We start from the raw sequence: 11,939 nt of genomic DNA, 5'->3' as shown, positions 1-11,939 counted from the left end.
GCGGCAACCGGCTCGGCGCCCTGATCGCGACCGGCGCGACGACCACCCGGGTGCCGGCCCGCTCCGGCCGGCAGCATGAGCAGACGCTGCTGCGCACGATCGCGACCATGCCGAAAGCCCCGACCGGCGTCCGCGGGGATCTGGCGGGGGCCATCGACGCGCTGCGCCGACCGGAACGCCGTCGGGGCATGGCCGTGATCATCAGCGACTTCCTCGGCCCGATCAATTGGGTGCGCCCGCTGCGCGCGATTGCGGCCCGCCACGAGGTGCTGGCCATCGAGGTCCTCGATCCGCGCGATGTCGAATTGCCCGACGTCGGCGACGTGGTCTTGCAGGACGCCGAAACCGGGGCCACCCGCGAGTTCACCGTCGACTCCCAGCTGCGCAACGATTTCGCCAGGGCGGCGGCAGCACACCGCGCCGAGGTGGCCCGTACGGTGCGCAGTTGCGGCGCACCGCTGTTGGCGTTACGCACCGACCGGGACTGGCTGGCCGACATTGTCCGTTTCGTCGAACACCGGCGGCGCGGGACACTGGCGGGCCGCCAGTGACACCGATGCCCTCACACCTGAAGACGGGTCTGGTATGACGCTGCCCTTGCTCGGGCCGATGACACTGTCCGGCTTCGCGCACGCCTGGTTCTTCCTTTTTCTGCTGGTGGTGCTCGGAATTGCCGTGCTCTACGTCGTCATGCAGCTGGCCCGACAGCGGCGGATGCTGCGGTTCGCCAACATGGAGCTGCTGGAAACCGTCGCCCCGAAACGGCCCAGCCGGTGGCGGCACCTGTCGGCGATCCTGCTGGTGCTTTCGTTGCTGCTGTTCACCATCGCGATGGCCGGACCAACCCACGACGTCCGGATTCCCCGCAACCGCGCGGTGGTGATGTTGGTCATCGACGTCTCACAGTCGATGCGTGCCACGGACGTCGAACCCAACCGGATGGCCGCTGCGCAGGAGGCCGCCAAGCAGTTCGCCGACGAATTGACCGCCGGGATCAACCTGGGCCTGATCGCCTACGCCGGGACGGCGACCGTGTTGGTCTCGCCGACGACGAACCGCGCAGCCAGCAAGGCTGCACTGGACAAGCTGCAGTTCGCAGACCGCACCGCGACCGGCGAGGGCATTTTCACTGCGCTGCAGGCGATCGCGACCGTCGGCGCGGTGATCGGTGGCGGTGACGCCCCGCCGCCGGCGCGGGTCGTGTTGTTCTCCGACGGTAAAGAGACCGTGCCGACCAACCCGGACAACCCGAAGGGTGCCTTCACCGCGGCACGGACGGCGAAGGACCAGGGTGTGCCCATCTCGACAATCTCGTTCGGCACGCCGTACGGCTTCGTCGAGATCAACGGCCAGCGTCAGCCCGTTCCCGTCGACGACACGACCATGAAGAAGGTGGCCGAGTTGTCCGGCGGCAACGCCTACAACGCGTCGAATCTGCAAGAGCTCAAGGATGTCTATGCCACGCTGCAGCAGCAGATCGGCTACGAGACCATCCGGGGCGACGCCAGCGTCGGCTGGTTACGGTTGGGTGCGCTGATCCTGGCCGCGGCCGGGTTGGCGTCGCTGCTGCTCAACCGGCGACTACCGGGCTAGCGTTCAGGCCTCGAGCGTAACGCCACTGTCGCTTTCAGCCTGAAATCTCTCGCCGCGGTTACGCTCGGTGCGTTAACGCCGCGCGGACGCGCCGCAGGATGTCGAACGGGTGGTCTTCGGCAACCACCCGCACGACGATCCAGCCCCGGTGCTCCAGCATCTCGAGGCGCCGAATGTCCTTGACGTATTGTTTGCGGTCGGTCCGGTGCTGATCGCCGTCGTACTCGACGGCAACCTTGATGTCCTCCCAACCCATATCGAGATACGCCTCGACGAAACCCCAGTCGTTACGGACGGCGATCTGAGTCGGCGGAACCGGAAGGTCGGCGCGGATCAGAAGCAGACGAAGCCAGGTCTCTCTGGGCGATTGAGCTCCGCAGTCGAACAATGCCAGAGCGGCCCGGGCCCTGCTGATGCCGCGGCGGCCTCGGTAACGGTCGGTCAGCAGTTCGACGTCGGCGGGCTTGAGATCCACCGCTTGGCCGAGTGCGTCGATCGCGGCGACCGCGAGGTCCAGCGGATGTCGCCTGGCGAGGTCGATCGCAGTGCGCGCCGGCGTAGTGACCCGCATTCCGCCAATGACGCATATCTCGTCCTCGTCGACGCGTTCTTCACGAACCTGCACGCCAGCAGCTGTGCGGCGATTGCTGTCGATGATCGCCGCGGGCCGAGCCGGGTCGATCCACCGGGCGCCGTGCAGTGCGGACGCGGAGAATTCGGCAAGCACACCGCGACGTCGTGACCGCAGCCAGCAGGCTTTCGCCCGCGTCACCGGGTCGAGCGGCGTTTCCTTTCCGATGTACACATCCTGATGGAGGGCGACGAAGCGACTGCGCAACTGGTAGGGGGTTATCCGGCCCGCGGCAAGCGCTTCGCTGCCAATGAACGGTTCTCGCATGGCGGAAGTGTGCCCGGCTGCACTGACAACGCCGTGGGCGTAACGCCACGGCTGACTCCGGCCCGTGATTCAGCGCTGGCGTTACGCTCGCAACCCGGAAGTGGCGGAGCCGACCAGTGTTCGGCCCGCCGTGCCGAGACGATAGGTTGACGGGGTGACCGGAGCAGCCACCGAGCTCGCCGCCGACGGCGGCAAACCCGCATTCGTAGCCCGTTCAGTTCTGGTGACGGGCGGAAACCGGGGGATCGGTCTGGCAATCGCACAGCGGCTGGCCGCTGACGGCCACAAGGTGGCCGTCACACACCGCGGATCCGGGGCACCCGAGGGACTCTTCGGCGTCGAGTGTGACGTCACCGACAACGACACCGTCAATCGCGCTTTCACGGAGGTCGAGGTGCATCAGGGTCCGGTCGAGGTGCTGGTGTCCAACGCCGGCCTGGCCGCGGACGCGTTTCTCATGCGGATGACCGAGGACAAGTTCGTCAAGGTCATCGACGCCAACCTCACCGGGGCGTTCCGGGTGGCTCAGCGGGCATCGCGCAGCATGCAGCGTAAGCGGTTTGGCCGAATGATCTTCATAGGTTCGGTCTCAGGCACCTGGGGCATCGGCAACCAGGCCAACTACGCAGCCTCCAAGGCCGGTGTGATCGGCATGGCCCGCTCGATCGCTCGGGAGCTGTCGAAGGCCGGGGTGACCGCGAATGTGGTGGCTCCGGGCTACATCGACACCGATATGACCCGCGCGCTGGATGAGCGGATCCAAGCGGGCGCACTGGATTTCATTCCGGCGAAGCGGGTTGGCACCGCCGCCGAGGTCGCCGGGGTGGTCAGCTTCTTGGCGTCCGAGGATGCCAGTTACATCTCCGGTGCGGTCATCCCGGTCGACGGCGGCATGGGCATGGGCCACTAGACCAGCGCCGCAACCAGTTTCATTTCACAACTCCGAGGACGGACATGGCAGGGCTGCTCGAAGGCAAACGAATCCTGGTCACCGGCATCATCACCGACTCGTCGATCGCGTTTCACATCGCACGGGTGGCCCAGGAGCAGGGCGCTCAACTGGTGCTGACCGGGTTCGACCGGTTGCGGTTGATCCAGCGCATCGCCGACCGGCTACCGGAGAAGGCGCCGCTGCTCGAACTCGACGTGCAGAACGAGAAGCATCTGGAGACGCTCGCGGAGCGGATCACCGAAGTGATCGGTGACGGCAACAAGATCGACGGCGTGGTGCATTCCATCGGTTTCATGCCGCAGACCGGGATGGGCATCAACCCGTTCTTCGATGCGCCCTATGAAGACGTCTCCAAGGGCATCCATATCTCGGCGTACTCCTATGCCGCACTGGCCAAAGCCGTGCTGCCGATCATGAACAGCGGCGGTTCCATCGTCGGCATGGACTTCGACCCGAGCCGGGCGATGCCGGCCTACAACTGGATGACCGTCGCCAAAAGTGCTCTGGAGTCGGTCAACCGGTTCGTGGCGCGGGAGGCCGGCAAGTTCGGTGTGCGCTCCAATCTTGTTGCGGCAGGCCCTATCCGCACGCTGGCGATGAGCGCGATCGTCGGCGGGGCGCTGGGTGACGAGGCCGGCGCTCAGATAGCGTTGCTCGAGGAGGGCTGGGACCAGCGGGCGCCCATCGGTTGGAACATGAAGGACGCCACCCCCGTCGCCAAGACGGTTTGCGCGTTGCTTTCCGAATGGCTGCCGGCGACCACCGGCACCGTCGTCTACGCCGACGGTGGCGCCAGCACTCAGTTGCTGTAGAGACGATGCAATACAGTGCTTTTTGACGCCGTCCTGGTGTTGTCCTTCGGCGGGCCGGAGGCTCCCGAGCAGGTGCGGCCTTTTCTGGAGAACGTCACCCGCGGCCGTAATGTGCCAGCCGAGCGGCTCGACGAGGTCGCCGAGCACTACTTCCATTTCGGCGGGGTCTCACCGATCAACGGGATCAACCGGGCATTGGTGACGCAGCTGCAGGCGGAGCTTACCCTGCCGGTGTATTTCGGCAACCGCAACTGGGCGCCCTACGTCGAAGACGCTGTTGCGGCCATGCGCGACAACGGGGTCAAGCGCGCCGCGGTGTTCGTCACCTCGGCGTGGAGCGGATACTCCGGTTGCACACAGTATGTGGAGGACATCGCCCGGGCCCGTCGCTCGGCCGGCGAGGCCGCGCCCGAGCTGGTCAAGTTGCGGCCCTACTTCGATCACCCGCTGTTCGTGGAGCTGTTCGCCGACGCCGTCGCTGCCGCCGCCGGCACCCTGCCCGCCGGGTTACGCGCCACGGCCAGGCTGATTTTCACCGCGCACTCGGTTCCGGTCGGCGCCGACGAGCGCTGCGGACCCCGGCTGTACAGTCGCCAAGTCGGTTATGCGGCAAGCTTGGTCGCGGCTGCCGCCGGTTACCGCGACTACGACGTGGTGTGGCAGTCGCGCTCTGGCCCGCCGCAAATCCCTTGGCTGGAGCCCGATGTCTCCGACCATCTCACCGCATTGGCCGACGCCGGCAGCTCGGCGGTAATCGTCTGCCCGATCGGTTTCGTCGCCGACCATATCGAGGTGGTGTGGGACCTCGACCACGAATTGCGGCTGCAGGCCGACGCCGCGGGTGTGGCGTTCGCGCGGGCCGGCACACCCAACGCTGATCGCCGGTTCGCCCGCCTGGCCCGTGGGCTGATGGACGAACTGCGCGACGGCCGTCCCCCGGCCCGGGTCTGCGGGCCGGGTGTGGTGCCCGGCTGCGGGGCCGGCATCAACGGCGAGCCGTGCCGGCCACCGCATTGCGTTGCGCAGGAAAAGTAAAGGACGTCAGTCTCGCCAAGCGGAATGCAGAATCGTGGTGATCGCGGCGACGCGGGCGTCGCGCACCACCAGCGCCAGTGGGCGCAGCGTGTCGGTGGCGATCTGAGCCTGCAGCAGCGACTGCGTTCCGATGCGACTCAGCCCGGCGCTGACGGTGATGATCGCGTCGATATGCGCGGCAGTCTGCAGCACCCGCACGGCGCGCGACGGCGCGTGGTCGGGCAGCCGGTGATGGCCGGCGCAGTCCAGCAGCTGCTCGACAAGACCACGCGGGTCTTCGACGTCCACGCCGGTGGACCCCAGCCCGACGTTGTCGAGGGCGTCGGCGGCCGAGCGCACCGCAGACCGCAGGGCGTACTCCGCATCACCCAACTCAGGATGATCGAAAACCGGTGCCTCGGGCAGCGAGTACACCGTCCACGACAGCGCATCGAATTCCGGCAGGGCGGAATCCTCAGTGTCGTTGTCGCTGAACTCCGGGACCAGTCCGACAACTTTCGCCGGGTCGTCGGGGTGGCTGATGACCATCGCTTCGCCGGTGGTCAACGCGTCGCGCTCGAACTGCGTACCCGCGGGCAGCCCGCGGACATCACCCGGCACCGGCAACAGCGTCTGGATCGCCGTGGCGGTCATCGGTGGCCGGCCGGCGGCGGTGCGCAGCGTCTGCAGCAACGACATCGGACCGGTGTCGTCGATGTCCGGCCACGGCAAACCCGTATGGCCTGCGGCGACAGCGTCATAAGCGGCCACTGTTTGCTTTGGCGCCCAACATGATAAGGCGTCCAGCACGTCATCGGGCGCGGCCTTGCCGGCAAGCCAGGCGTTCCCCCAAACCGAGAGCGTTGCACTAGGGCACCACATGATTTCGCAGTGTAGTTGTTCGCCGCGGCGCAAGCCGTTCAAGCGATAGTCTGGCCTCATGCCCGCGGCCGTCGTCTGGCTGATCTTCGCGTTCGGGCTCGCCGGCGCGGAGGCGCTGACCGGCGACATGTTCCTGCTGATGCTCGGTGGCGGCGCGCTCGCTGCAGCCACCAGCAGTTGGCTGCTGGACTGGCCGAATTGGGCCGACGGCGCAGTGTTCCTGGTGTTCTCGATTCTGCTGATCGCGGTCGTCCGCCCCTCGCTGCGCCGACGGCTCGCCCCGGTGACCAGCCTGCGGACCGGGATCGAGGCGCTGGAGGGAAAAAGCGCGCTGGTTCTGGACAGGGTGGCCAGCGGCGAGGGCCAGGTGAAGCTGGACGGCCAAGTCTGGACCGCTCGGCCATTTCACGACGGCGACAGCTACGAAGCGGGAGAGTCGGTGACGGTCATGCACATCGACGGCGCCACCGCGGTGGTCTGGAAGAACGTCTGACCCGCGAAAAAGGAGAATCTGATGCAAGGTGCGGTAGCCGGTCTGGTGTTGCTGGCAGCTCTGGTGATCTTCACGCTCATCATCGTGGCCAAGTCGGTCGCGTTGATCCCGCAGGCCGAAGCCGCGGTGATCGAACGGCTGGGCCGCTACAGCCGCACGGTCAGCGGACAGCTGACCCTGCTGATCCCGTTCATCGACCGCATCCGCGCCCGGGTGGACCTGCGCGAGCGGGTCGTGTCCTTCCCGCCGCAGCCGGTGATCACCGAGGACAACCTGACGCTGAACATCGACACCGTGGTGTACTTCCAGGTCACCAGCCCCAAGGCCGCGGTCTATGAGATCAACAATTACATCATCGGCGTCGAGCAACTGGCCACCACCACACTTCGTAACGTGGTCGGCGGCATGACGCTGGAACAGACGCTGACCTCGCGGGATCAGATCAACGGCCAATTACGCGGCGTGCTCGACGAAGCCACCGGTCACTGGGGGCTGCGGGTGGCCCGGGTCGAGCTGCGCAGCATCGACCCGCCGCCCTCTATTCAGGCGTCGATGGAAAAGCAGATGAAGGCCGACCGGGAGAAGCGGGCGATGATCCTGACCGCCGAGGGGCAACGGGAGGCGGCGATCAGACAGGCCGAAGGGCAGAAGCAGGCGCGGATCCTGGAGGCCGAGGGCGCCAAGCAGGCGGCGATCCTGTCCGCCGAGGGCGACCGACAGTCCCGCATGCTGCGTGCACAGGGCGAGCGCGCCGCGGCGTATCTGCAGGCGCAGGGGCAGGCCAAGGCCATCGAGAAGACGTTTGCGGCGATCAAGGCCGGTCGCCCGACCCCGGAGCTGCTGGCTTACCAGTACCTGCTGACGCTGCCCAAGATCGCCGAGGGTGAGGCCAGCAAGGTGTGGGTGGTGCCCAGTGACTTCAGCTCGGCTCTGCAAGGGTTCACCAGACTGCTCGGCGCGCCGGGGGAGGACGGGGTGTTTCGGTATCAGCCGTCGCCGGTCGAGGACCCGCCGGCCAAACCTGAAGACGACGGCGACGACATGGCCGGCTGGTTCTCCACCGAAACCGACCCCGCGATCGTGCAGGCGGTGGCCAAAGCCGAAGCCGACGCCCGCAGGCCGGTCGAGGGGGCGATCGCCACGCCGTCGGAGCTGACTCCATAAGATGTCGCAATGAGCGTGTTGACGTCCCCGAAAACCTATGCGGCACTGGCGGCTTTTCACGCGGGTGACGCGGTCGCGTGCGCGATCCCGGTGCCTTACATCGCCAAAATCCTTGATTCGGTGGAAGTCCCGACGAACGTCCGCTGGGTCTTTCCGGTGGTCAAGGCTGCGGCCGCCGTAGGGCTGGCGTCGGTTTACCGGTTTCCCGCGCTGGCGCGGTTGACCACGGCGCTGCTGACGGTGTACTTCGCGCTGGCGGTGGGCGCGCATGTCCGCGTCCGCGACCGGGTCGTCAACATCGTCCCGGCGGCGACGTTCCTGGCGACGTTCGCGGCGTTGACGGTGAAAGGCCCGCCGCCGCGCACCTCTTAGCCGCTCGAGCCGGCTGCGGTCAGGCGGCTCGAGCCCCTAGGCGAAGACGTCGGCGGGTGATACGTCGCTGTCGGCCAGCACCGGGTTGGCGTCGCCGCAGATCTCCAGCCCGCCGAGCAGGCGCCATGCGGCGATAGCGTGGCGCGTCAATTCCACCGCGCGGGCAGCGGAGAGTCCGCCGGGAGCCAGTTCGTGCGAGCGCAGCGCGTTGCCGGTGACGGCGTCCATCTTCGTCGAGGTGGCAGCGCCCACCAGCGCTATCGACTGGTATGCCGCCCGAACGGCACACCGGCCGCTGCGTTCGGACGTCCGGGAGAGTCCGCGAGCGGCGGCTTGCCCGGCGCAGTCCGCGGCGTACCAGGCCGACACCGGCGGCATGTCGCCGGACGCCGCCCGCCGGTGCAGGGCGGCGATATCGGAAATGGCTTTGGCCGCGGCGTCCTTAGTGTTCCAGACCACACCCCAGGCGGGGCTGGTCAGCAGTTCGGCCACCCACCCGTGCACGACGGCGCTGACGACGTCTGCGGTTCGCACGGTCTGCCACCCGAGATCGAGCGCGAGCACGCTGTCCTCCGGTGACAGGTAGCCGTCCGGGCCCGCCAACTGGTCGTTGCACCACTGCACGATGGTGGACAGCGGACGGGCTGAACACTCGGGGTAGTCGGTGATCTCGACGTCGCCGGTGATGTAGGAAATGGCGTTCATGGCGCAGCCTTTTCCTGACCCTGCGTGATGCGAGCCTCTGGCCAGGCGCAGCGGGTGGGTGATCCGGTCCAGGTCCATTGCGCTGCCTCCTTCATGGCCGAGTGCGTTCAACCGAACGCTCAATTCGTCAGACGAGAAATCGGCGACCCCGGTTCGATGCCGCCGCCGCGCCGACAGCAGCACCGACCGCCACCGACAGACTGCATTCGCTTCGTGTTCAGCTTCTGTTCATTTTCAAGACGTGTTCAGTTTACATACCGCCGGCCGATGGCGGGGTTCTGGCGCGGAATACCTGCCATGTGTCGTCAGAGGCCGCGCAGGGGTACTTGCATCCGATGACTGGCGAACGCCGCTCGACCGGCCTCCGGGGCAGCCGTCGCAGGAAATGGCGACGCGACCAAATCCGGGTCACCGACAAAGCCACCATGCGGCGGTCCATCGAGGGCACCGCGATCGGCAACTTCATGGAGTGGTACGACTTCGGCGTCTACGGCTACATCGCCACCACGATCGCCCAGGTGTTTTATCCCGGCAACAGCGTCAGCGCGGTTCACCTCATCGCCACCTTCGGCACGCTGGCTGCCGCGTTCGTGGTGCGTCCGCTGGGCGGCTTCATCTTCGGACCGCTCGGTGACCGCATCGGACGCAAACGGGTGCTGATGATCACCATCTTGTTGATGACGGTCGGTACGACATCGACCGGTTTACTGCCGGGCTACCACACCATCGGCATCTGGGCGCCGATCCTGCTCGTCGTCGCCCGCGTGTTCCAGGGGTTGTCGACCGGTGGCGAGTACGTCGGGGCGATGACCTACATCGTCGAGCAGGCTCCGGACCGCAAACGCGGCATGTTCGTCGGATTCCTGCCGATGGGTAACTTGGTTGGTTTCGTGGTCGCCGGGTTGCTCGTCACCGGGCTGCAGACCTGGCTGCCGAGTCACGCCATGCTGACGTGGGGCTGGCGGATCCCGCTGCTGCTGGCCGCGCCGTTAGGGCTGGTCGCGCTTTTCATGCGGCTGCGACTGGAAGAGTCGCCTGCCTATCAGAATTCGGCTGAGGCCGCGGGGGACGCGTCCGACGAGCAGCGTGAGAGCCAGTTTCAGCGCACGGTCGTGCAGCAGTGGAGGCCCATGCTGATCTGTGTGGGCCTCGTCATGGCTTCCCAGGCCGCCGACTACATGCTCACCGGATACCTGCCGACCTATCTCAAAGTCGTCGTCCGCGTCAATCACACCGCCGGGCTGGCGATCATCACCGCGGTGCTGACCATATTGATGGTCCTGCTGGTGTTCGTCGCACGTCTGTCCGACCGCATCGGCGTCAAACCGATCATGTGGACCGGGTGCGGGCTTCTGGTCGCGGCGTCGGTTCCGGCGTTTCTGCTGCTCCGCTCAGGTGGCGGTTATGCGCTGATTTTCCTCGGCGTGCTGTTGATCGGGATGATGGAACTGTGCTTCGACAGCACGACGCCGTCCGCGCTGCCGGCGCTGTTTCCGACTGACGTGCGCTACGGAGCACTGGCTGTCGCCTACAACATCTCGATATCGGCCGTCGGCGGCACCACCCCGTTGATCGCGCAGGCGCTGGTGTCGGGCACCGGCAACGTGCTGGTGCCCGCGTACATGTTGATCGCGGCGGGCGCGGTGGGTCTGTTCACGTTGATCTTCATGCCGGAAGTCGCGGGCAAGCGGTTGCCGGGTTCGGGCCCCGCAGTGGAAAGCGAGGCTGCGGCTCGCGAACTGGCCGCGGATGTGGAGTAACTGCGACGCCGAACGCGGAAGTCCCATCTGCACCGTGAGCCCCGTCGGGGTCCCACTAGTGCGTATCTCAAAGCGATATCGCACGTGATATCGCTTTGCAATTGAGCGCATGATCGCTCCGCTGTGCCGGTGTCATCACTGCGAAAGGGCTCAGATTCCGTCGCCGGCTCCGGCGATCCATCGCGGAGCCTTGACAGATTAGCTAAACTATTAGTTAGTGGTTCTATATTCCTTTGGAGGCAATTGTGGACATCGTCCTTGGTGTCTCGATGGCGCCGACGACGGTTCGCCTGGTGCTGGTTGAAGGCGAAAACGCCGACGGTGTGACCGTCGACGACGAAGATTTCGAGGTAGAAGCGGTCGACAGCACGGTGCAGCCGAGCGCAGCTGAGCAGACCTTGGCCGCGATCCTGGGCACCCGGGAAAGCGCGATTGAAGGCCACTACCACCTCGCCTCGACGGGCGTGACGTGGACCGATCCCGTCGAAGCCGCCGCCCTGCGCGATGCGCTGGCCGCGCACAAGGTCGAGAACGTCCTGCTGGTCTCGTCGTTTATTGCGGCGGCGGCACTGGCCCAGTCCGTCGGTAGCACTGCCGGATACACCCGAACCGGGTTGCTGTTCCTCGAACCGGACACCGTGACGCTGGCTGTGGTCGACTCCGCCGACGGGACAATCGTCGATGTCCGGCGACAGCCGATGCGCAGCGCCGATACGCCGGCCGAGATGGTTACTGAGCTCACTGCCCGCGAATCGCCTCCGGACGGGTTGTTCGTCGTCGGCTGCGGCGTGGACATCACCACGGTCAAGCCGCAACTGGAGACGGCGACGCGGCTCCCGGTGAGCGTCCCGGAAGAGCCGGAACTTGCCCTGGCGCGCGGGGCGGCTTTGGCGTCGGCGAGCGCGCCCTTATTCATCGCGTCCACGACGGCCTTGGCTTATGCGCAGGACCCGGATCCGGACTGGGCGACGGCCGAGGTGGTCGAGCCGTACGCGACCATTGTCGGCTCTGCCGATGAGTTGGAGGGCGCCGTTGCCTACAGCGTCGCGCCCAGTGAGGGCCCTATCGAAGATGCCTTCACAGCAGCGGCTGCTGATCTGCCGAGCGACCAGGAGCCCACCGGGCGCAGGCCCTTACTGGTGGCGCTGTCGGTGATGACGGTGTTCTTCGTCGGAGTGCTGGCGCTGGTGATCTCGCTGGCTGTCAGCGTCCGTCCTGCGGTCAGTCAGCGGCCCGCGACGGGCACAAACCTCATCATGCCGGTCAGGCAACTGCCCATACCTCCGCCGAACGT

12 protein-coding genes and 1 pseudogene are annotated in these 11,939 nt (G+C 66.5%); 10 read left to right on the top strand and 3 right to left on the bottom strand.

Annotated features, from left to right (window positions below; genetic code table 11):
• Both WA317_RS13010 and WA317_RS13005 read left to right on the top strand, forming a co-directional pair.
• Nucleotides 1-551, top strand: a pseudogene (locus WA317_RS13010) (DUF58 domain-containing protein); the annotation flags it as partial.
• Between the two features lie 34 nt (nucleotides 552-585).
• Nucleotides 586-1,593 (top strand): VWA domain-containing protein, encoded by a 1,008-nt coding sequence (locus WA317_RS13005; protein WP_425173422.1) that lies wholly within the window; start codon nucleotides 586-588, stop codon nucleotides 1,591-1,593.
• A gap of 58 nt (nucleotides 1,594-1,651) precedes the next feature.
• Here the strand turns inward: WA317_RS13005 and WA317_RS13000 are convergent, their stop codons facing one another.
• On the bottom strand, nucleotides 1,652-2,491 hold the full coding sequence (locus WA317_RS13000; RefSeq protein ID WP_425173421.1) for a DUF559 domain-containing protein: 840 nt from the start codon (nucleotides 2,489-2,491) through the stop codon (nucleotides 1,652-1,654).
• A 154-nt stretch (nucleotides 2,492-2,645) separates the two neighbouring features.
• Between WA317_RS13000 and fabG1 the strand changes: the two genes are divergently transcribed.
• From fabG1 to WA317_RS12985, 3 genes are read left to right on the top strand one after another with little or no spacing between them, the layout of a single operon-like run.
• Nucleotides 2,646-3,401: a 3-oxoacyl-ACP reductase FabG1 gene (gene fabG1, locus WA317_RS12995; protein WP_425173420.1), complete on the top strand. Its 756-nt coding sequence runs from the start codon at nucleotides 2,646-2,648 to the stop codon at nucleotides 3,399-3,401.
• Between the two features lie 44 nt (nucleotides 3,402-3,445).
• The gene (gene inhA / locus WA317_RS12990) at nucleotides 3,446-4,255 is read left to right on the top strand and encodes an NADH-dependent enoyl-ACP reductase InhA (protein ID WP_425173419.1); all 810 of its coding nucleotides are present in this window, start codon (nucleotides 3,446-3,448) and stop codon (nucleotides 4,253-4,255) included.
• Nucleotides 4,256-4,270: 15 nt separating this feature from the next.
• Nucleotides 4,271-5,290 (top strand): ferrochelatase, encoded by a 1,020-nt coding sequence (locus WA317_RS12985; RefSeq protein WP_425173418.1) that lies wholly within the window; start codon nucleotides 4,271-4,273, stop codon nucleotides 5,288-5,290.
• A 6-nt stretch (nucleotides 5,291-5,296) separates the two neighbouring features.
• On the opposite strand, the gene WA317_RS12980 is transcribed toward WA317_RS12985, so the two are convergent.
• Nucleotides 5,297-6,151, bottom strand: a complete 855-nt coding sequence (locus tag WA317_RS12980) for a hypothetical protein (protein WP_425173417.1) — start codon at nucleotides 6,149-6,151, stop codon at nucleotides 5,297-5,299.
• Between the two features lie 58 nt (nucleotides 6,152-6,209).
• Between WA317_RS12980 and WA317_RS12975 the strand changes: the two genes are divergently transcribed.
• The 3 genes from WA317_RS12975 to WA317_RS12965 are packed head-to-tail and all read left to right on the top strand — an operon-like array spanning nucleotide 6,210 to nucleotide 8,180.
• Nucleotides 6,210-6,644, top strand: coding sequence for an NfeD family protein (locus WA317_RS12975; protein ID WP_425173416.1), 435 nt, complete (start codon nucleotides 6,210-6,212; stop codon nucleotides 6,642-6,644).
• Between the two features lie 21 nt (nucleotides 6,645-6,665).
• Entirely contained in the window at nucleotides 6,666-7,808 is a 1,143-nt protein-coding gene (locus WA317_RS12970; RefSeq protein ID WP_425173415.1) for an SPFH domain-containing protein, read from the top strand.
• A gap of 9 nt (nucleotides 7,809-7,817) precedes the next feature.
• Entirely contained in the window at nucleotides 7,818-8,180 is a 363-nt protein-coding gene (locus tag WA317_RS12965) for a DoxX family protein (RefSeq protein ID WP_425173414.1), read from the top strand.
• Nucleotides 8,181-8,216: 36 nt separating this feature from the next.
• On the opposite strand, the gene WA317_RS12960 is transcribed toward WA317_RS12965, so the two are convergent.
• Nucleotides 8,217-8,963, bottom strand: coding sequence for a hypothetical protein (locus WA317_RS12960; protein WP_425173413.1), 747 nt, complete (start codon nucleotides 8,961-8,963; stop codon nucleotides 8,217-8,219).
• 347 nt (nucleotides 8,964-9,310) lie between these two features.
• On the opposite strand from WA317_RS12960, the gene WA317_RS12955 reads away from it, so the two are divergent.
• Together WA317_RS12955 and WA317_RS12950 are read left to right on the top strand one after the other, a co-directional pair.
• Nucleotides 9,311-10,645, top strand: coding sequence for an MFS transporter (locus WA317_RS12955; RefSeq protein WP_425173423.1), 1,335 nt, complete (start codon nucleotides 9,311-9,313; stop codon nucleotides 10,643-10,645).
• A 245-nt stretch (nucleotides 10,646-10,890) separates the two neighbouring features.
• Nucleotides 10,891-11,939: DUF7159 family protein (locus WA317_RS12950; protein ID WP_425173412.1), on the top strand; the 1,049-nt coding region annotated here is incomplete at its 3' end.

This window comes from Mycobacterium sp. (genome assembly GCF_049802695.1).
Lineage (GTDB): Bacteria > Actinomycetota > Actinomycetes > Mycobacteriales > Mycobacteriaceae > Mycobacterium.
This window is presented reverse-complemented; position numbering and strand designations above follow the sequence as displayed.